Raw genomic sequence first — 19,746 nt, 5'->3', positions numbered from 1 at the left:
AGCATGCCGGACGCCGACCCCTGCCAGGGTGATTCACCGGGCAAAACGGGAATCACCCTACGTAACGGGGGTGTGACGTGGAGGAAGCGATCATCCAGGCCGAGGGCCTGGTCAAACACTTCGGCAAGGTGAAGGCGCTCAACGGCGTGAGCCTGTCGGTACGGCAGGGCACCGTGCTCGGTGTGCTCGGCCCGAACGGCGCGGGAAAAACCACGACCGTGCGCATACTCGCCACCCTGCTGCGCCCCGACGAGGGCGTCGCGCGCATCGCCGGCATCGACGTGATCAAGCGCCCGGACGACGTGCGCAGGGTGATCGGCCTGTCGGGACAGTACGCCGCCGTGGACGAGCAGCTGACCGGCAGGGAGAACCTCGACATGTTCGGGCGGCTCTATCACATGACTCCACGGCTGGCCCGGAGCAGGGCGGAGGAGCTGCTCGACCGCTTCGCGCTGACCGACGCGGCCGACCGGCCCGCCAAGACGTACTCGGGCGGCATGCGCAGGCGGCTGGACCTGGCCGCCTCCCTCGTCGTGCATCCCAAGGTGATCTTCCTCGACGAGCCGACGACCGGTCTCGACCCGCGCAGCCGCAACGGCATGTGGGACGTCATCAGGGACCTCGTCGCCGAAGGCGCCACCCTGCTGCTGACCACCCAGTACCTGGAGGAGGCCGACGCGCTCGCCGACGACATCGTCATCATCGACCACGGCCTGGTCATCGCCCAGGGCACGGCCGACGAGCTCAAGGGCCAGGTCGGGGGCGAGCGGCTGGTCGTCGCGGTGAAGGAGCGCGAGCGCCTGGGCGACCTCGCGGGCGCGGCGGCGTCCGTGGGCACGGGCGAGCCGTCCGTCGACGAGGAGAGCCACACGGTCACGGTCGCGGTCAGCGAGGGCGCGCGGTCGCTGGTCGAACTGGTCAGGGCGCTGGACGCCAAGGACATCGAGCCGAGCGACCTGGCCCTCAGACGGCCCACGCTGGACGAGGTGTTCCTGTCGTTGACGGGCAGGACGGCGACGGGCGAGGAAGGGGGGTCGTCGTGAACTGGCTGATCGCCGACAGTCTGGTGATCACGAGACGGCACCTGATCCACATCCCGAGGATCCCCGAGCTGCTGTTCTTCACGATCATTCAGCCGATCATCTTCATCATCCTGTTCGCCGTCGTCTTCGGCAATGCGATCAAGGTGCCGGGCGAGGACTACATCAACTTCATGATGCCCGGCATCTTCGCCCAGACCATGGCCTTCTCCACCACCAGCACGTGCGTCGGCCTGGCCGAGGACCTGCACAAGGGGCTGGTCGACAGGTTCAGGGCGCTGCCCATGTCACGTTCGGCCGTGCTGATCGGCAGGCTGCTCGCCGACACCGTGCGCAGCCTGCTCATCCTGGCCATCATGATCATCGTGGGCTACGTGGTCGGCTTCCGGATCACCAACGGCTTCCTGCCCGCCGTCGGCGGCATCCTGCTGCTCCTGCTCTTCTCCTTCGCCTTCTCCTCGATCGGGGCGCTCATCGGGCTCAGTGTGAAGTCGGTCGAGGCGGCCAACATGGCGGGCATGGTGTGGCTCTTCCCGCTGACCTTCGTCTCCAGCGCCTTCGTGCCGGTGCAGTCGATGCCCTCGTGGATCCAGCCGTTCGCCGAGAACCAGCCCGTCTCGGTCACCATCGACGCCCTGCGCGGCCTATTCCACGGCGGGCCGGTCGCCACGCCGCTGCTGCAGTCGGTCGCCTGGTGCGTGGGCATCATCGTGGTGTGCCTGTGGGCGGCCGTGGCCAAGTACAAGAAGGTCAGCTCGCACTGAGCGGGGGACGCCCGACGCCGTGCAGCCAGGTGGCGAACAGCGGGTCGAGGTCGCGACCCGACACCTGTTCGGCCAGTGTGACGAAGGCGGCGGTGGTGACACTGCCGTGCTCGTTGCGCCTGACCCACTGGCGCAGCAGGACGAAGAAGTCGTCGTCGCCGATCTCGCGCCGCAGCGCGTGCAGCACCAGTGCGCCTCGCGTGTAGACCGACTCGTTGAACAGGTCGTCGGCCTTGGCGTCGCCCGGCGCGTAGGCCCACAGGGGGTCGTCCGCGGGCCTGGACAGGTGGTCGCGGAAGATGGACTCGGCGCTGCCGCGCCCCTTGTGCTCGGCCCACAGCCATTCGGCGTAGGTGGCGAAGCCCTCGTTGAGCCAGAGGTCCTTCCAGCGCCTGATGCTCAGGCTGTCGCCGAACCACTGGTGGGCCAGCTCGTGGGCGATGATGGCCTGGTCGGGGTCGAAGCCGCCGTACATCGGCTTGGTCTGGTTCTCCAGCGCGTAACCGGCGGGGAAGTCGTCGACGACGCCTCCCGTCGAGCCGAACGGATAGCGCCCGAACACCGTCGCCCAGTAGTCGGTGATCTCGCCGGACACCGTGTAGAGCCGGTCGAGTGAGGAGCTGTAGCGCGGGTCGACGGCCGCCAGGTTGGGGATGCCGCCCGGCGTGCGGCCGGTGCGGACCCGGAAGTCGCCCAGCGTGGCGGTGGCCAGGTAGGTGACCATGGGCCGCCGCTCGCGCCAGACCCACGTGGTGCGCTCGCCCTTGGTACGCGGGGCGCCGACCTGCTCGCCGTTGGCCAGGGCGGTCAGGCCCTTGGGCACGGTGATCTCGAAGTCGAAGCGGGCCTTGTCGGCCGGGTGGTCGTTGGCGGGGAACCAGGTCTTGGCCCCGTTGGGCTCGCACGCGACGAAGGCGCCGTCCTTGGTGGGGATGAAGCCGTAGGTGCCGAGGTTGGCCGCGTCGCGCACCGGCTTCGGCGTGCCCGCGTAGACGACCCTGACGGTGAAGGCGGCCTTCCTGGCGAGCGGCGTGGCGGGGATCACGGTGAGCTCGTCGCCCGAGCGCTGGAACCGGGCGGGCTCGCCGTCGACCTCGACCTTCGAGACCGTCAGGCCCGACAGGTCGAGATTGAACCTGGACAGCGCCTGCAGGGCCTTGGCGACGATGGTGGCGTCACCGGTCAGGCGGGTGGCCGCCGGGTCGTAGCCGATCTTGAGCCGGTAGCGCGCGACGTCGTAGCCGCCGTTGCCGTCGTGGGGGAAGGCGGGGTCGCCGATGCCCGCCGCGCCCGCGCCAGGTGTGGTGCTCGCCGGCCTCGCGGGCGGCGGCGCGGGCGAGCCGGAGACGGCGCCGTTGGAGGGCGAGCAGGCCAGGACGCCGCCGAGCGTGGCCGACAGCGCGAACGAGGACGACAGGGCTACTGCCAGCCGGCTGGACCGCACGGGACCCCTTCCGATGCACGATCACTCCCGGAGTCCGCGTGACTCCGGAGTGTGAGCAGCAGACTACGCCAGGTGAGGACGTAGATCGGTGAGGTAGGGCCGTGCGCGACCCTAAGGAGCGTCGACCACGAGCGTCTTGGCCGCCTTGTCGTGCAGCGCCTGCTTACGCGGGTCGAACAGGATCCAGCCGAGGTTGATCAGCGAGCCGACGCAGCACAGCCAGCCGAACACGACCTCGACCAGCTGCCTGATGGCCGCCTGCGCCACGCCGACCTTGGCCCCGCTCTGGTCGACGACACGCATCTTGAACAGCTTCTTGCCCAGCGTCTGCCCGTTCCAGTAGGCGTGCAGCAGCCAGTAGTACAGGAAGCCGACGACGCCCGCCAGGAAGAAGTGCTGGTACGGGATCTGCTCCCAGAGGTCCCTGTTGGAGTCGTACACCCATCGATAGGACGTCCAGGAGAACGGCGCGGAGATGATGCCCACGATGATGCCGTCCAGGATGCCCGCGAACAGACGACGCCACCGCCCGGCGAGCGCGGGCAGACCGCCGGAGAGCGGCGGGCCCTGCATGCCGTACGGCGGTGGCGGGGGTGAGGCGGGCGGCGGTGTCCACTCCGGCGGTGTGGCGTCGGGCGGTGGCGGTGGTGTTCCCATGGAAGGGTGATCACCACCACGCACCGGGGACAAAGCCAGCAATCGTTAAAGATTGCCGCGCAGCTCCTGCTCGCGCTCGATGGCCTCGAACAGCGCCTTGAAGTTGCCCTTGCCGAAGCCGAGCGAGCCGTGCCGCTCGATGAGCTCGAAGAAGACCGTCGGGCGGTCCTGAACCGGCTTGGTGAAGATCTGCAGCAGGTAGCCGTCCTCGTCGCGGTCCACGAGGATCTTGCGCTTCTTGAGCTCCTCGATCGGGGCGCGCACCTCGCCGATGCGCGCGCGCAGCTCGGGGTCGTCGTAGTAGGAGTCGGGGGTGTCGAGGAAGCGCACGCCCGCCTCGCGCATGTGGTCGACCGTGGTCAGGATGTCGTTGGTGGCCAGCGCGATGTGCTGCACGCCGGGGCCGCCGTAGAACTCCAGGTACTCGTCGATCTGCGACTTCTTCTTGGAGATCGCCGGCTCGTTGAGCGGGAACTTCACCTTGCGGGTGCCGTCGGCCACGACCTTGGACATCAGCGCGGAGTACTCCGTCGCGATGTCGTCGCCGACGAACTCGGCCATGTTCGTGAAGCCCATCACCCTGCGGTAGAACTCCACCCACTCGTCCATCTTGCCGAGCTCGACGTTGCCCACGCAGTGGTCGACGGCCTGGAACACGCGGCGGTTCTTGGTCTCGGGCGGCGCCACGAGCGGGTCGGCCGCCGCATAGCCGGGCAGGTAGGGCCCGCTGTAGTTGGACCTGTCCACCAGCGTGTGCCGCGTCTCGCCGTAGGTGGCGATGGCCGCCAGGCGCACCTTGCCGTGGTCGTCCTCGATGGAGTACGGCTCCTCAAGACCCTGGGCGCCCGCCGACAGGGCCTGGGCGTAGGCCGCGTCGACGTCGGGCACCTCGATGGCCAGGTCGACCACGCCGTCACCGTGATCGGCGACATGCCTGGCCAGGTCGGTGCCCGGACGCACGGAGGCGCGTAGGACGAAACGGGCGGAGCCGGAGGTCAGCACATAGCCGACCTCGTCCCTGCTGCCGTTCTCCGGACCCTTGTACGCGACCAGCTTCATGCCGAAGGCCGTCGAGTAGTAGTGGGCCGCCTGCTTGGCGTTGCCCACCGCGAAGACCACGGCGTCCATACCGTTGACAGGGAATACGTCTCGCTCGCTCATGGGGCCCACTCTCGTTTCCCATGGACGAGTTGTGCAAGAGTTGCAAAAATAGGTGAACAATCTGTCTAGTAATTCGGCGGTAGTACCGGGAGATCTGCACATCATGACGATTGATCAGCTGGACGCCTCGCTCATCGCGCTGCTGGCCCGCGAACCCCGTCTCGGCGTCCTGGAGTGCTCGCGGCGGCTCGGCGTCGCCAGGGGGACCGTGCAGGCCAGACTCGACCGCATGGCCGAACGCGGGGTGATCACCGGGTACGGGCCCGACGTCTCACCCGCCGCGCTCGGCTACGACGTCACGGCCTTCGTCACGCTGGAGATCCGGCAGGTCACCGGGCACGATCCGGTCGTCGACCAGCTCGCGCGCATCCCCGAGGTCCTGGAGGTGCACACCATCACCGGAGGCGGCGACCTGCTCTGCCGCGTGGTCGCCAGGAGCAATGCCGATCTGCAGCGGGTCATCGACAGAATCGTGGCGGTACACGGCATCATGCGCACTTCATCGGTCATCGCACTGGATACGCCTGTCCCATACCGGGTTCTGCCCTTGGTGGGCGATGTTCCGCGCAGGGCCACGCGTTAGACGTACTATCCGAGTGCGGGCCCGAGCACCGTTACGCAAGGGTTACCCTTGACGTTCGCCCAGCTGACGGGGGTTTGCTGCGGCTTGCGATCGGGGGATGCGCGTGCAAAGCGGTGGGGAGAAGAAGGTGCGGAAGCGACGGATTCTCCGGGTGGTGCTCATCACGTTCGGCGTGGGCATCGTCGCCATGGTCGGGCTTCTCGGCATCGCCTGGGCCATGACTCCCATTCCCGACAGCACGCAGAAACAGGCCACCGCGCAGGGCTCGGTGATCTACTACCGCGATGGTAAGACCGTTCTGGCCAAACAGGGGGTCAACCGGCGCAACGTGTCGCTCGACAAGGTGCCCGAGCACGTGCGCGACGCCGTCATCGCCGCCGAGAACCGCAGCTTCTACGACGACAGCGGCGTCTCCTTCAAGGGCACCGTGCGCGCGGTCTGGTCGACGGTGACCGGCCAGCAGCTGCAGGGCGGCTCCACCATCACCCAGCAGATGGTCCGCAACTACTACAGCGGCCTCAGCCAGGAGCGCTCGGTCGTCCGCAAGTTCAAGGAGATCCTGATCTCCATCAAGGTCGACCAGTCCAAGTCCAAGGACTGGGTCCTTGAGCAGTACCTCAACACCATCTACTTCGGCCGGGGCGCCAACGGCGTGCAGGCGGCGGCCCAGGCGTACTTCAACAGGGACGTCGACGCGCTCACCGTCTCGCAGGGCGCCTACCTGTCGGCGGTGATCCAGCAGCCCAGCAGGTTCGCCGAGCCCAAGGGCGCCGACCTCGACGCGGCCAAGGCCAGGTGGCAGTCGGTCATCGACGCCATGGTCGAGACCAAGGCGCTGACCCCCGAGCAGGCGGCCAAGGAGAAGTTCCCCACGCTCGGCAAGCCGAAGGCCACCTTCACCCTCAAGGGCCAGGGCCAGTACATGCTCGACCAGGTCAGGGCCGAGCTGCACCAGCGCGGCTACACCGACGAGGACATCAACGGCGGCGGACTCAAGATCGTCTCGACCTTCGACAAGAACCTCATGGCCGCCGCCCAGCGCGCCGTGACCGCCGTCCTTCCCGAAGGCACCTCCAAGAAGGTCCGCGCGGGCCTGGCCGCCGTCGACCCGGCCACCGGCGAGGTCGTCGCCTTCTACGGCGGCCGTGACGCCTCCAACCAGTACGACAACGCCTTCTCGGCCAAGGTCCAGGCCGGCTCGACGTTCAAGCCCTACACGCTCGCCGCCGCCCTGGACAACGGCATGTCGCTGTCGACCAGGGTCAACGGCAACTCGCCCATGCGCATCGCCTCGGCCCGCATCCCCAACTCGGGCGGCAGGTCGTTCGGCATGGTCAACCTGGTGCGCGCCACCCAGAGCTCGGTCAACACCGCCTTCGTCGACCTCGGCCAGAAGGTCGGCCTCGACAAAGTCGTCAAGATCGCCGAAGCCGCCGGCATCCCCAAGGACCAGCTCACCCCGCACGCCCAGGCCGCGACCCTCCCGCTCGGCGTCGCCTCCATCAGCGCCGTGCAGAACGCCTCCGGCTTCGGCAGCTTCGCCAACGCCGGTGTGCACGAGGAGGCGCACGTCATCAGGTCGGTGACCGACCCGGCGGGCAAGAAGACCGTCATCAAGCCCACCTCCACCCAGGTGGTGAGCAAGCAGGCAGCCGCCGACACCACCTACGCCATGGAGCAGGTCGTCAAGTACGGCACCGGCACCGCCGCCAGGCTCTACGACCGGCCCGTCGCGGGCAAGACCGGCACCTCCGACGCCTCCAGCTCGGTCTGGTTCGCCGGGTACACCCCGCAGCTGTCCACCGCGGTCAACATGTTCCGCGACGACAACAAGACCGTCTCGGTCCCCGGCTACGGCGAGCTGTACGGCGGGTCGCTTCCCGCGCAGATCTGGCGGGCGTTCATGTCCGAGGCGATGACCGGCAAGCCGGTCGTGGAGTTCCCCGAGCCCTCCGACTACGGCTACGGCTCCTCCACCTACGACTCGGGCCAGGACCAGCAGGGCACCCCCGACGAGCAGCAGACCCAGGAGCCGGACGAGGAGATCACGGTCGTCCCCGACCCGACCGACCCCGGCACCACCGAGCCCACCGACCCGCCCACCACCGACCCCGGGGGAGAGGGCGAGGGCGACGGCGACGGTCAGGGTGAGGGGCCGGACGACGGAGACCCGCCGATCACCCCGCCCACGGCCAACTCCGAGCCCGCGGGCCGCGGAGAAGGCCAGGGCTGACCCGGCGCGCTCAGCGGGCCAGTTCGGCGCGCAACTCGCGGACGGTCGTGACCGGCATGCGGCAGCTGAAGCCCCGGCAGACGTAGGCCGCCGGTTCGCCGCCGACCAGCCCGCGCCCCTCCAGCAGGGGCACGACCGTCCCCTCGCCCGAAGGCGGCTCGCCCACCGCCACGACCAGGCCGGGCACGTCGGCGAGCAGCGCGGCCCGCTGCAACATGCGGGTACGCGGGTCGTCGAGCGCGCCCACGACGGCCACCTCGACCGGCCCGCCGAGCGCCGCCTTCGCCACCGCCAGGCCCCACCCGGCGAACCTGGCATGCTGGGCGGCCAGCACCGAGACCGTGCCGAGCGCCTCCTCGGCCGCGCTCCGGTGCCGCGCCGACCCGGTCAGCGCCGCATAGGCCAGCAGCGCCCCGGCCGCGGCGAACTGCCCCGAAGGCGTGGCGTTGTCGGTGGGGTCCTGCGGACGCTGGAAGAGCCGCTCGGCGTCGTCGGCCGTGTCGTAGAACCCGCCGCGCCCGTCGCCGAACCTGTCCAGCACGGCGTCGAGCAGCACTCCGGCCAGGTCGAACCAGCGTGTGTCGCCCGTCACGCCGTACAGGGCGATCAGGCCTTCGGCCACGTCGGCGTAGTCCTCCAGGACACCGGCGTTTCCCGAGCCGATCAGGCCGTCCCTGGAGGTGCGCACCAGGCGTCCGTCGACGACGTGCACGCGCCGTAGCAGCTCGGCCGCCTCGACGGCCGCCTCGACCAGGTCGTCACGTTCGAAGGCGAGTCCGGCCTCGGCCAGGGCCGCGATCGCCAGGCCGTTCCACGCCGCGACCACCTTGTCGTCGCGGCCCGGCCGTACCCTGTGCTCGCGCGCGGCCAGCAGGCGGGCGCGCACGGAGGCGAGGCGGTCGGGGTCGTCGGGGTCCTGGAGCAGTTGCAGCACCGAGGCGCCGTGCTCGAACGTGCCCGTCACCTCGTAGCAGGCGCTCGCCCAGGCCCCGTCATCGGCGCCGAGCACCTCGGCCAGCTGCTCGGGCGTCCAGACGTAGAACCTGCCCTCCTCGCCCTCGCTGTCGGCGTCGAGCGCGGAGGCGAAGCCGCCCTCCGGCGTGCGCATCTCGCGCAGCAGCCAGTCGGCGCTCTCCTCGGCGATCCGGCGGGCCAGCGGGGAGCCGGTCGAACGCCACCAGTGCGTGTAGACGCGCAGCAGCAGGGCGTTGTCGTAGAGCATCTTCTCGAAGTGCGGCACGACCCACTCGGCGTCCACGCTGTAGCGGGCGAAGCCGCCGCCGAGCTGGTCGTAGATGCCGCCCCTGGCCATGGCCTCCAGGGTGCTCGCGGCCATTGCCGCCGCCTCGTCGGCCGGGCCGTACCTGAGCAGGAACTCCAGCACCATCGACGGGGGGAACTTGGGCGCGCCGCCGAAGCCGCCGCGCACCGGGTCGAAGGCGCGGCCCAGATCGGCCACGGCGCGCTCCAGCGTCTCGGCCGTGGGCAGCGGTCCGGACGGCAGCGTGCTGCCCTGGGTGAGCGCCTCGACGACCTGGGAGCCCTGCGTGAGGACCGCCTGCCTGTCGCCCGTCCACGCGTTGTGCACGCCGGTCAGCAGGCGCTGGAAGGCCGGGCGCGGGAAGTACGTGCCGCAGTAGAAAGGGTGGCCTTCGGGCGTCGCGAACACCGTCATCGGCCAGCCGCCGTGCTGGGTCATGGCCTGCGTCGCGCTCATGTACACCGCGTCCACGTCCGGCCGCTCCTCGCGGTCCACCTTGACGTTGACGAAGTGCGCGTTCATCAGCTGCGCGGTCGCGAGATCCTCGAACGACTCGTGCGCCATCACATGACACCAGTGACAGGCTGAGTACCCCACACTGATCAGCAACGGCACATCCCGCCGCCTGGCCTCCCGCATCGCCTCCTCACCCCAAGGCCACCAGTCCACAGGATTGTCGGCATGCTGCAGCAGGTAGGGAGACGTCTCGCCCCCGAGCCGGTTCATTGCCTCATCCTGTCAGAACAGGATGATCCGGGTGAGAAGCACCCGACGCTCCTGACGGTTGACGTAGTACTCGGCGAGACCGAAGCCATGGGCGATCAGGACTTCGCGCCAGTCGGGGTCCACGCCCACTTGGTCGCTCTGCGGAAGCCATGGATCTTCACAGATCGCCACGGTGAGCGTGACCACAGCGGAGAGCACCTCAGCCGAGACCGCCGGATCGGCCAGCGTCTCGGACACGGTCTCGGACGGAACGACCGGCCACAGGTCGTCCTCGCTGTCGCTCACAGCCCCCGCGCCGGCGGGCGATCTCCGCCATGCTGGACGTCGTGAGGGTTCCCGCCTCGGCCGCCGCGCGGATTCGATCACGGTCCGGGTCGGCATCCAGCATCGCCCGGCCCCACCAGGCCGTCAGCACACTGTCAAGCTCCGGCCCCTGGTGGGCTTCGAGCAGCTCGGCGAAGAACTGCGCCCGGCGTGCTCCCCGCAGCGCGCCGGAGATCCCGCCGATGGTCCGCGGCACTCGTGGGTGCTCAGGGTGAACGGGCTGCGCGCTCATCGACACCGCCTTTCCTAGCCTTCAGGCTAGGACGTGATCGGGCCTACTCGCACGGCCATCGCGGCATCGGCACGTCTCGCCCCGGGCCGGTCGCTCCCAGACGGGGACAAGGCTCACCTGCATGGTTATCGGGCGGTGCCCTGAGCAGGGGGAAGTGCCTGCTTCACGGCGGGCGGGCGGTGCGCGAGAGTCGGGGTATGACGATCATCGACAGGGGTGTGTTCCTTCCCTTTCCGGACGGGGATCCGGACAACTACAAGCCGCGTTCCAGGCTCTGGCCCGTCGTCGATCCGGTGCGGGCCGACGGGCGGTACGTGAAGGAGCTGGTGCTCAACTTCGAAGAGCTGGCCGACGGGGAGGGCATCCCGCTGCACGAGCACACGGCCGAGGAGGTGCTGATCGTCGACGAGGGCGAGGCCGAGGCGGTGCTGGGCGAGGAGCGGCGGCTGGTCGGGCCGGGCGCGGTGATCTTCGTACCGCCGGGCACCCCGCACGGCTTCAGGAACGTCTCGGGCGGGCTGGTACGGCTGCACGCGGTGTTCGGCTCGCGGATCGTCGGGACCAGGATGCTGGAGCGCCTGCCCAGACCGGGCACCGAGGCCGACGAGCCGCGAGCGCCGTCCATCGTGGACCTGCACGAGCTGTTCTCCAGGATCCACGACTCCAGGATCCACGACTCCGGGATCAACAACGCCTGATCACCAGCGACGCCTGGTCACCCGCGACGCCGACGGGCAAGGCCGCGGTGACAGGTGTGGTGAGGGCGTCACAGGCGTAGGCTCAGCGAGCGTGGATCTCGACTTCGTCTGTGCCCATGCCGGCCGCCCCGCCAAGGCCCTGACCCGCAGGGACGTGGCCAGGGCGCTGCTGGACGTGCCTTCGGGCACGGCCCTGGTGGCGCTGCCCGACCTCAAGCGGGCGATGCTGGCCGCCGGCAACCCGCTGAGCCTGCCGTTCTGGGACTTCGCCAGGCGCACGCTCAGCACGATCGAGTCGGGCGCGGCCACGTTCGGCGACGTCGGGCGGTGGCTCGAAGCCACGGGCACGCACCCGATCGAGCTGCTCCCGAGCCTGATGTTCTTCTGGCCGGAGGAGGACGAACGCGGCCCGGAGAGCGACGACCTCTACGACCAGCTCGTCCACCACCTGGAGACCCTGGTCGAGGACGGCGAGATCGACCCCGACGCCCTGGCCAGGGGTGAGGAGGAGGCCAGGCTCGACTACGAGCGACGCCAGATCGAATGGCTCCAGGAGCGCCTGCCCGACGGCAGGACCAGGGTCGAGGCCGTGGCCGATGAGCAGGACGCCGAGCTGTTCGCCAGGGAAGAGGAGGAGGCGTTCGCACTCGGCGAGCTGCGCCGCATCGTCTCGGAGCTGCCTTCGCCGCCGCCACGCCCCGACGCCGCCCTGGCCTCGGCCGCGGCGGCGCTGCGCGAGTTGCTGGCGGCGCCCGGCTATCCGGGCAACGTCCTGCGGGCCTGCGCCGACCTGGAGGAGGCCGAGCCGGTCGAGGACGACGAGGAGCTGTGGCTGCGCGTGGCGGCGGGCATCGCGGGGCCGATCTCCGACCTGCCCGAGTCCGACGACACCGTCGAGCGTTTCACCGATCTCGAAGGCGACCTGGACGAGGAGGACCAGATCCTGGCCTCGCTGTCCACGATCGACTACGTGGACTGGCTGGCCGCGGTCGCCGAGCTGGCCAGGCGCGGGCCGGGTGTGCTGGCCTCGCCCGAGCGCATCGCCAGGTTCATCGCCGAGTCCGACGACATCGACGTCGAACTCGACGACCCCGACGACCTGCGGGCCACCGAGATGCTCTTCCTGTCGGTGACGCCGCTGTGGAAGTACCTCGGCATCGTCGACGGCAGCGAGGTGCTCACGCCGCTGGGCTGGTGGGGCCTGCCCAAGGCGCTGGAGGTGGCCTGGACGCGTGAGGACGACGACTGAGCGCCCGGCTCTCTGCGTTCTCTAAGGTCGTTCGCCGAGACTGGGAGGCGTGAAAGCCCGCATTCTGGTCGTCGACGACGAGGCGAACCTGGCCGACCTGGTCGCCATGGCCCTGCGTTACGAGGGGTTCGAGGTGACGACGGCGGGCACGGGCGCCGACGCGCTCGCCCGTGTCGCCGACTTCGCCCCCGACCTCGTCGTGCTCGACATCATGCTGCCCGACATGTCTGGCATGGAGGTGTGCGGACGGCTTCGGCGGCAGGCCGTACAGACGCCTGTCGTCTTTCTCACCGCCAAGGACGCCACCGAAGACAAGATCACCGGCCTGACGTCCGGCGGCGACGACTACGTGACCAAGCCGTTCAGCCTGGAGGAGCTGATCGCCAGGATCCGCGTCGTGCTGCGCCGTACCCGGCCGTCGGACCGCCCCCGGCTGGTGTTCGCCGACCTCACCATCGACGAGGAGGCCTACGAGGTACGGCGGGGTGGCACGCTGGTGGAGCTCACGCCGACGGAGTTCAGGCTGCTGCACTACCTGCTGGTCAACGCCGGGAGAGTGCTCAGCAAGCAGCAGATACTCGACCACGTGTGGGACTACGACTTCGGCGGCAGCGACGGCGTCGTGCAGACCTACGTCAGCTACCTGCGGCGCAAGGTCGACCACGAGGGGCCGCAGCTCATCCATACCGTGCCGAGGATCGGCTACGTGCTGCGGATGCCGCGATGAGCCTGCGGACCAGGCTGGTCCTCATCGTGGTCGCCCTGCTAGCGGCCGGTATGGTCGCCGTTCCGCTGACGACGTGGCGGCTGACCGACCGGGTCGCCGAGTCGCGCGACTCCCGCGAGCTGGAGGCGATGGCGGCGACGCTGACCGCGGAGATCGGCCCGGACGGCAGGCTGCCGCTCCCCGTCGTGCGTACCGCGATCGCCTCGCTGTCGTTCCTGCAGATCCGCGAGGCCGACGGGACGATCACCCAGTCCGCCGCGTCCGTCGCCGGGCTCGGCCTGCTGCGCGAGGAGCGGCCGCCGATCCCCGATCCGCCACCCGACCTGCCGCTCTACTTCGAAGGCGAGGAACTCGGCATCGGCCCTGACCTGCTGGTGCGCACCTCGCGGCTGCCTGACGGGCGGCTGCTGCTGCTCGGGGGCGCCGCGGGCAGGGACGGCGACGACCTGGCCGGGCGGCTCACCGGCGTGCAGATGCTGATCATCATGGTGGTGCTCGTCGTCCTGGCCCTGCTCGCCTACCGGATGATCGTGCGAGCCGTACGCCCCCTGGAGCGCATCGCGGTGGCCGCCAAGGCGATCGGCGAGGGCGACCTGGCCAGGCGGGTCGAGCCCGCCGACGACAGGAGCGAGGCGGGCAGGCTCGGTCTGGCGCTGAACTCCATGCTGGGCCAGATCGAGGCGGCCTTCCGCGAACGCGAGGCCTCGGAGTCCAGGCTGCGGCGCTTCGTCGCCGACGCCTCGCACGAGCTGCGTACCCCGGTCGCCGCCATCAGGGGCTACGCCGAGCTGTTCCGGCGCGGCGCCGCGGTCAGGCCGGACGACCTGGCCGCGACCATGAGCAGGATCGAGTCCGAAGCCACCAGGATGGGCGTGCTCGTCGACGAGTTGCTGCTGCTGGCCAGGCTCGACCAGGGCCGCCCGCTGGAGCGCGAGCCGGTCAACCTGGGCGTGCTCGCCACCGAGGCCGTCGCCGCCGCCCATGCCGTCGAGCCGGGCAGGCCGCTGTCGCTGCAGGTGGCCGACGTGGTGGTCCAGGGCGACGCCGTACGGCTGCGGCAGGTGCTGGACAACCTGCTGGCCAACGTGCGCAGGCACACGCCCGAGGGCACGCCCGCGACCGTGCGGGTGCTGGCGGGCGGGGTCATCGAGGTGGCGGACGCGGGGCCGGGCCTGACGCAGGCGCAGTGCCTGCGGGTCTTCGAGAGGTTCTACCGCGTGGAGTCCTCGCGCTCACGCGACCACGGCGGCGCCGGGCTCGGCCTGGCCATCGTCGCGGCGGTCGCCGAAGCGCACGGCGGCACGGCCACCGCTACGTCACCCCCGGGCGAGGGGGCGTGCTTCACCGTCAGGCTTCCGTCACCAGATCGGCATAGGCGGGATGACGGCTGATGAACTTCGCCACATAGGGGCAGAGCGGGACGACCTTGAGACCGGCGTCACGGCTCGCGTCGAGCGCGTGGGTGACGAGCTTGCCCGCCAGCCCCTGCCCCTCGTAGGCCGAGCCGACCTCGGTGTGGGTGAAGTAGATCTTCTCCGCCCGCAGTTTGTACTCGGCGAAGCCGGCGAGTTCGCCGTCGACGAGGAGGTCGAACCGGCTCGCCTCCCGGTTGTCGACGATCTCGATCACTTCTTGTCCCAGTCGGCCTCGTGCGGCACCTCGATCTTGGCGATCTGCTTGTTCATCGACTTGACGAGGAAGAACAGTGCGAAGCCCAGCGCGGCGACGACGAGGAACCCGAGGACTCCCGGGCTCACGTCGCCTGTAGCAAAGATGGTCACCCTTCTACCTTAGCCGCGCCTGCCCGTGCCCCTAGTGGCAGGCGGGCGCGGCGGCCGGCTCGTCGGCGTGGATGCCGGTGAACAGGTCGGCCTCCGGCAGCGTGGTGTCGACCAGCGAGCGCGCCAGGTGGTAGTCCTCGGTCGGCCAGACCTCCTCCTGCAGCTCACGCGGGCAGACGAACCAGAAGCCGTCCGGGTCGACCTGGGTGGCGTGCGCGATGAGGGCGAGGTCGCGGGTCTCGAAGTACTCGCCGCAGGGGATCTTCGTGGTGACCGGCCACTTCTCGGGGCGGTCCTCCCAGCGCGAGATCCAGTCGGCGTAGGGCGAGCCCATGCCGCGCTCGGTCATCGCCTCGTGCAGCGCCTCGAAGCGCTCCTTGGTGAAGCCCATCTGGTAGTAGAGCTTGAGCGGCTGCCACGGGTCGCCGGTGCCCGGGTAGCGGTCGGGGTCGCCCGCCGCCTCGAAGGCCTCGACCGAGACGCGGTTGGTCATGATGTGGTCGGGGTGCGGGTAGCCGCCGTCGTCGTCGTACGTGATGATCACATGCGGCCTGAACTCGCGCACGGCCGCCACCAGCGGCGCCGAGGCGATCTCCAAAGGCTGCAGGGCGAAGCAGCCTTCGGGCAGCTCCTCCTCCTCGTTCTCGGGCAGGCCCGAGTCGACGAAACCGAGGAAACGCTGGCTCACGCCGAGGATCTCGCGTGCGCGCTCCATCTCCAGCCGCCGCACCTCGCCGATGTTCTCGACGATCTCGGGGCGGTCCATCTTGGGGTTGAGCACGGAGCCGCGTTCGCCGCCTGTGAGAGTACAGACCAGCACGTCGACGCCCTCGTTCACGTAGCGCGCCATCGTGGCGGCGCCCTTGCTCGACTCGTCGTCGGGATGGGCGTGGACGGCCATCAGCCGCAGCTGTGCACTCACGGGCTCGATGTCTCCTCAGGCAACGGGACAGGTTCACTCACCTAGAGAGGTTAGTTTCTCTTAGGCGGTCGCGAGGGCGAGACCCCCACGGGCGACAATTGTCTCGGATAACGCCGAGGGAGTGCAGGGAGATTCCGTCATGGCCACCAGAGATGTCGGGAACGGTCCGGTTCTCGGCACACCCGACGACTACCCGGACCGCCCTGAGCAGCGCGGTCGCTTCGTCGTGCATGTCGTGATCGGGGCCTTGGTGGCGATCATCGCAGGCGGCTGGGGCTGGATCATGTGGACCGCCACGGGCGACGCCGAGGTGTACAACCAGGTGGTCGCGTTCGACGCCTCCAGCCCCACGGAGGCCGAGATCACTTTCGAGATCGTCAAAGATGCTGACAGGGTGGCCCTGTGCCGCCTCCGGGCGACCGACGTGAACCATGTAGAAGTCGGCAGCTTGGAGGTAAGGATTCCTGCTGGTGAGGGTATTAACCGTCTCAAGAGGAGTCTGGACACCAGTGCCCAGGCCACTTCAGTCCACATCCAGTACTGCAATCTCGTATAGTGAGACATTTGGGGAAGCGCTCGCCGGGCTGACTTGTTAGCCTGTCGAGATTCGCTTTCCCCAAGACTCAGGGCCCCCAAGGATGCAAGGAGAACCCGTGGCCGACTCTCGCGATGAGAACGTCACCTGGCTGACCCAGGAGGCGTACGACCGCCTGAAGGCGGAGTATGAGCATCTCTCGGGTCCCGGTCGCGTCGACATCGCCAAGAAGATCGAAGCCGCGCGCGAAGAGGGTGACCTGAAGGAGAACGGCGGCTACCACGCCGCCAAGGACGAGCAGGGCAAGATGGAGGCCCGCATCTTCCACCTCCACCAGATCATCGAGAACGCGAAGGTCGGCGAGGCTCCCAAGGCAGAGGGAGTCGTGGGCCCCGGTATGACGGTGACGATCCGCTTCGTCGGCGACGAGGACGAAGTCACCTTCCTGCTGGCCTCGCGCGAGGAGAGCGGCGCCCCGATCGACGTGTACTCTCCCCGGTCCCCTCTCGGCGCGGCGATCAACGGTAAGAAGATCGGCGAGAAGGCGACCTATGCCATGCCCAACGGCCGTCAGAACACGGTCGAGATTCTTGAGGCCGTGCCGTACATCGGCAACTGACACCCGCTGAGAAGGTCCGCCGGGCAGACGGGAGCCCGGCGGATCAGTTCGGCGCGTCCGGGATCGGGCAGGATCTGGCGTTTCTCGTCCGCGGCCCGCACCGGCAGCAGAAGCCGTACAGGCCGCCGCGTGACCATCGCAGGCTCATCCCGCTCATCGCGGGCACGCTGGCCGCCGTGCTGGTCACCGACGTGCTGCTGCTCGGCGAGCTCGAGCAGAGCTCCTCGCCGGTCGCGGTGCAGCACCGGCTGGCGCCCGAGGAGAGCAGCCTCGTCGTCACGCCGGCGCAACCGCAGGCCCGTCCCACGGCCGGGTCCGCCGTCGAGCCGCTCGGCAAACTGCACAAACCCCATCTGTTCGCAGTCACCCGCAAGCCGCTGACGCGCGAGGTGCTGGAGAAGGTCGCCAAGATCAAGGGCATCTCCGCGCTGGAGCTGGCCGACGCCGCCACCGTGACGATGGACGGCAAACGGGTGCCGACGCTCGGCGTCAACCCCTCGACCTTCCGCGCCTACACCCCCAAGGTGACCGCCGCCACCGACGGCCTGTGGGCCAATGTGGCCTCGGGCGACGTCGCCGTCTCCTTCGTCCTGGGCAACGACGGCGGCCTCAGCCTCGGCCGTACGGTCGACAGCCACGCCGGGCCCTTACGCATCGGCGCCTACGCCACCACCGGGATGGGCGCCATCGACGCCATCGTCTCCCGCGACACCGCCAAGATCCTCGGACTGCCCCGCGACAACGCCCTCATCGTCAGCGCCCCCGGTCGCGACGCGGCCAAGCTGCGCAAGGCCCTGCTGGCGGCCCTGCCCAAGGGCGCCCAGGTCGCCACCATGACCCCCACGCTGTCCAAGCCGCAGGCGCGCAAGATCTGGTCGACGGGCAGCCTGGTCACCGGCGAGCAGATCCAGGTCATGCTGGCCGCCGCGATGAGCAAGATCGGCAGGCCGTACGTCTGGGGGGCCGAGGGGCCGGACACGTTCGACTGTTCCGGGCTGGTGCAGTGGGCGTTCGGGCAGGCCGGCATCCGGGTGCCGCGCGTGACGCACCAGCAGTGGGTGGCCGGGCCGCAGGTGCCGATGGCCCAGCTCATTCCCGGCGACCTGCTGTTCTGGCGCCACGATCCCACCAATCCCGGGTACATCTCGCACGTGGCCATCTATCTCGGCAACGGGAAGATGCTCCAGGCCCCGCGCACCGGCGACGTCGTCAAGATCTCGCCGTTCCGCACGGCCAACTACGCGGGGGCCGTGCGGATCAGTCCGGCGGTGGCGGCGAGGGTGCGTTAGCCGATCGGCCTGACGGTCATGGGGTCGACGTGACCGCCCGGAGCCAGGGCCGGTGCGGCGACCCGGCTGCTGTGCCCGACGAGCCGCGCGCCGAAGGTGACCGGGATGACCGGCATGTCCCGCATGAGCACCTGCTCGGCCTGACGGTAGAGGGCGACGGCCCTGGCCGGCGACGTCGCGCGGTCGGCGGCGTCGAGCAGCCGATCGAAACGGGCGTTGCTGTAGGCCGAGTAGTTGTAGGCGGCCTTGGTACGGAACTGCACGCCGAGGATGTTCGCGATGTGCGGATGATCGGGATGCCAGCTCACATTGTGTGTGCCCTTCAGCTTCCGCTTGAGCGAGCGGTCCAGGAGGGGCACCCACTCGGGTCCCTTCTGCGGCACGGCGTTGAGCTTGCCGGCGAAAGTCTTGTTCAGGCTCGCGGCCAAGGCCTTGGCCCACGTCTCGGAGTCGGGGTCGGGGGTGTGGAAAATCGGGAAGGGGTTGGGCGGCGTGAATCCCGAGGCGCCGAGCAGGCGCCTGGCCGCGGCGGGGTCGTACACGCAGGAGCTCCCGCACGAACCGGCCCGCGAGCCCGCGACCGGCGGGGCCGCGATGGAGTCGGCGGGCAGGGCGAAGAAGTGCTGCGCCATGCTCCTGGCGACGGCGGCGCGGTCGATGCCGCGCGACAGCGCCTTGCGGAAGGTCGCGTTGCCGCTGATCTCCGGGATCGTGAGCGGAAGGACCAGGGAGGACGTCGAGGACGTCAGCAGTTTCTCCACGCCCGTGGCGCCACGCGCGTGTGCGGGCAGCCCGGAGGCGATGTCGACCTCGCCTGAGGCGAAGTCGGCGGCGCTTCGCGCGTCGGAGGTGGTCATCACGAAGGTGATGGCGGGCGCGGGCGCGGCGGTGCCCTTGTATCCGGCGAACCTGACGACCTCGGCCGACTCGTAGTTGCGCCAGCGCACCAGCTTGAAGGGGCCGGTTCCGACGACCGCTCGGGAGAGCTTGCCCAGAGTGGGGGAAAGGGCCACGTTGCCCAGCCGGTTGACGAAGGTGGAGGAGGGACGCGTCAGGGTGACGGTGAAAGAGCGAGCGCCGGTGACACGCAGGGCGGAGACGTCGCCGAGGAGGATGGATCCCGACTCGTCCGTCGCCTTGACCCGCTTCCACGCCTGGACGTAGTGCTTCGCGGTCACCGGTGTGCCGTCGTGGAAGGTCCAGCCGGGCTTGATGGTGATGGCGAAGGTCCTGTTGTTCTTGGTGACGATGGACTCCGCCATGGCGTTGACCGTTCCGCCGGTCCTGCGGTCGTACTCCACGAGGCCGGTGTAGAGGGCGTCGAAGAGGGCGTCGCACTCGCCGGAGGTGCCCGGGGCCAGATGCCATGGCTGGCAGGTGGCGATCCTGATCGGCTGAGGGGTGGCGGTTGCCGGGGTGGCCGTGGTGGTCAAGACGGTCAATGCGGCGACAAGGGGGCGAATCCACATGGTGGATCACCTTAGGGGAGGGCCGGTCGCGG

General features: G+C 69.5%; 20 protein-coding genes. 11 read left to right on the top strand and 9 right to left on the bottom strand.

What is annotated here, in order from left to right; all coding sequences use genetic code 11:
* Positions 1–77: 77 nt before the first annotated feature.
* Positions 78–1,043: an ATP-binding cassette domain-containing protein gene (locus ACTWNK_RS38620; protein ID WP_474309876.1), complete on the top strand. Its 966-nt coding sequence runs from the start codon at positions 78–80 to the stop codon at positions 1,041–1,043.
* A complete protein-coding gene (locus ACTWNK_RS38615; RefSeq protein ID WP_474309875.1) occupies positions 1,040–1,804 on the top strand; it encodes an ABC transporter permease in 765 nt (254 codons plus the stop codon). The genes ACTWNK_RS38620 and ACTWNK_RS38615 overlap by 4 nt, the downstream gene beginning before the upstream one ends.
* Here ACTWNK_RS38615 and ACTWNK_RS38610 read toward each other — a convergent pair.
* The 3 genes from ACTWNK_RS38610 to hppD form a co-directional block, all read right to left on the bottom strand.
* Complete coding sequence (locus tag ACTWNK_RS38610; RefSeq protein WP_474309874.1) at positions 1,791–3,248, bottom strand: M1 family metallopeptidase; 1,458 nt, start codon at positions 3,246–3,248, stop codon at positions 1,791–1,793. The two genes, ACTWNK_RS38615 and ACTWNK_RS38610, sit on opposite strands and share 14 nt — an antisense overlap.
* A gap of 111 nt (positions 3,249–3,359) precedes the next feature.
* A complete protein-coding gene (locus ACTWNK_RS38605) occupies positions 3,360–3,905 on the bottom strand; it encodes an RDD family protein (RefSeq protein ID WP_474309873.1) in 546 nt (181 codons plus the stop codon).
* A 45-nt stretch (positions 3,906–3,950) separates the two neighbouring features.
* On the bottom strand, positions 3,951–5,066 hold the full coding sequence (gene hppD, locus ACTWNK_RS38600) for a 4-hydroxyphenylpyruvate dioxygenase (protein ID WP_474309872.1): 1,116 nt from the start codon (positions 5,064–5,066) through the stop codon (positions 3,951–3,953).
* A 103-nt stretch (positions 5,067–5,169) separates the two neighbouring features.
* On the opposite strand from hppD, the gene ACTWNK_RS38595 reads away from it, so the two are divergent.
* Both ACTWNK_RS38595 and ACTWNK_RS38590 read left to right on the top strand, forming a co-directional pair.
* A complete protein-coding gene (locus ACTWNK_RS38595; protein WP_474309871.1) occupies positions 5,170–5,649 on the top strand; it encodes an Lrp/AsnC family transcriptional regulator in 480 nt (159 codons plus the stop codon).
* A 127-nt stretch (positions 5,650–5,776) separates the two neighbouring features.
* Entirely contained in the window at positions 5,777–7,882 is a 2,106-nt protein-coding gene (locus tag ACTWNK_RS38590; RefSeq protein ID WP_474309870.1) for a transglycosylase domain-containing protein, read from the top strand.
* Between the two features lie 10 nt (positions 7,883–7,892).
* Here the strand turns inward: ACTWNK_RS38590 and ACTWNK_RS38585 are convergent, their stop codons facing one another.
* Together ACTWNK_RS38585 and ACTWNK_RS38580 are read right to left on the bottom strand one after the other, a co-directional pair.
* Positions 7,893–9,869, bottom strand: coding sequence for a thioredoxin domain-containing protein (locus ACTWNK_RS38585; RefSeq protein WP_474309869.1), 1,977 nt, complete (start codon positions 9,867–9,869; stop codon positions 7,893–7,895).
* A 12-nt stretch (positions 9,870–9,881) separates the two neighbouring features.
* The gene (locus ACTWNK_RS38580; RefSeq protein ID WP_474309868.1) at positions 9,882–10,154 is read right to left on the bottom strand and encodes a hypothetical protein; all 273 of its coding nucleotides are present in this window, start codon (positions 10,152–10,154) and stop codon (positions 9,882–9,884) included.
* Positions 10,155–10,622: 468 nt separating this feature from the next.
* Here ACTWNK_RS38580 and ACTWNK_RS38575 point away from each other — a divergent pair, with 468 nt between their 5' ends.
* From ACTWNK_RS38575 to ACTWNK_RS38560, 4 genes are all read left to right on the top strand, one after another.
* Positions 10,623–11,123, top strand: a complete 501-nt coding sequence (locus ACTWNK_RS38575; protein ID WP_474309867.1) for a cupin domain-containing protein — start codon at positions 10,623–10,625, stop codon at positions 11,121–11,123.
* A 91-nt stretch (positions 11,124–11,214) separates the two neighbouring features.
* Positions 11,215–12,372 (top strand): hypothetical protein, encoded by a 1,158-nt coding sequence (locus ACTWNK_RS38570; protein WP_474309866.1) that lies wholly within the window; start codon positions 11,215–11,217, stop codon positions 12,370–12,372.
* Between the two features lie 49 nt (positions 12,373–12,421).
* Complete coding sequence (locus tag ACTWNK_RS38565; protein ID WP_474309865.1) at positions 12,422–13,099, top strand: response regulator transcription factor; 678 nt, start codon at positions 12,422–12,424, stop codon at positions 13,097–13,099.
* The gene (locus ACTWNK_RS38560; RefSeq protein WP_474309864.1) at positions 13,096–14,490 is read left to right on the top strand and encodes a sensor histidine kinase; all 1,395 of its coding nucleotides are present in this window, start codon (positions 13,096–13,098) and stop codon (positions 14,488–14,490) included. Before ACTWNK_RS38565 ends, ACTWNK_RS38560 begins: the two co-directional genes overlap by 4 nt.
* Here ACTWNK_RS38560 and ACTWNK_RS38555 read toward each other — a convergent pair.
* The 3 genes from ACTWNK_RS38555 to mca are packed head-to-tail and all read right to left on the bottom strand — an operon-like array spanning position 14,447 to position 15,802.
* Positions 14,447–14,728: a GNAT family N-acetyltransferase gene (locus tag ACTWNK_RS38555; protein WP_474309863.1), complete on the bottom strand. Its 282-nt coding sequence runs from the start codon at positions 14,726–14,728 to the stop codon at positions 14,447–14,449. The genes ACTWNK_RS38560 and ACTWNK_RS38555 overlap by 44 nt on opposite strands.
* Positions 14,725–14,880 (bottom strand): hypothetical protein, encoded by a 156-nt coding sequence (locus ACTWNK_RS38550; RefSeq protein WP_474309862.1) that lies wholly within the window; start codon positions 14,878–14,880, stop codon positions 14,725–14,727. Before ACTWNK_RS38550 ends, ACTWNK_RS38555 begins: the two co-directional genes overlap by 4 nt.
* A 31-nt stretch (positions 14,881–14,911) precedes the next feature.
* On the bottom strand, positions 14,912–15,802 hold the full coding sequence (mca, locus tag ACTWNK_RS38545) for a mycothiol conjugate amidase Mca (RefSeq protein ID WP_474309861.1): 891 nt from the start codon (positions 15,800–15,802) through the stop codon (positions 14,912–14,914).
* A 139-nt stretch (positions 15,803–15,941) separates the two neighbouring features.
* On the opposite strand from mca, the gene ACTWNK_RS38540 reads away from it, so the two are divergent.
* From ACTWNK_RS38540 to ACTWNK_RS38530, 3 genes are all read left to right on the top strand, one after another.
* Entirely contained in the window at positions 15,942–16,358 is a 417-nt protein-coding gene (locus tag ACTWNK_RS38540) for a DUF4307 domain-containing protein (RefSeq protein WP_474309860.1), read from the top strand.
* Between the two features lie 97 nt (positions 16,359–16,455).
* Positions 16,456–16,956 carry a transcription elongation factor GreA gene (gene greA, locus ACTWNK_RS38535; protein ID WP_474309859.1) on the top strand — a complete coding sequence of 167 codons (501 nt, stop codon included), beginning with the start codon at positions 16,456–16,458 and terminating at the stop codon, positions 16,954–16,956.
* Between the two features lie 176 nt (positions 16,957–17,132).
* Positions 17,133–18,245 carry a C40 family peptidase gene (locus tag ACTWNK_RS38530; protein ID WP_474309858.1) on the top strand — a complete coding sequence of 371 codons (1,113 nt, stop codon included), beginning with the start codon at positions 17,133–17,135 and terminating at the stop codon, positions 18,243–18,245.
* On the opposite strand, the gene ACTWNK_RS38525 is transcribed toward ACTWNK_RS38530, so the two are convergent.
* Positions 18,242–19,714: an ABC transporter substrate-binding protein gene (locus tag ACTWNK_RS38525; protein WP_474309857.1), complete on the bottom strand. Its 1,473-nt coding sequence runs from the start codon at positions 19,712–19,714 to the stop codon at positions 18,242–18,244. The genes ACTWNK_RS38530 and ACTWNK_RS38525 overlap by 4 nt on opposite strands.
* Positions 19,715–19,746 lie beyond the last annotated feature (32 nt).

It is taken from the genome of Nonomuraea sp. IBHARD001, from assembly GCF_056106265.1.
This window is presented reverse-complemented; position numbering and strand designations above follow the sequence as displayed.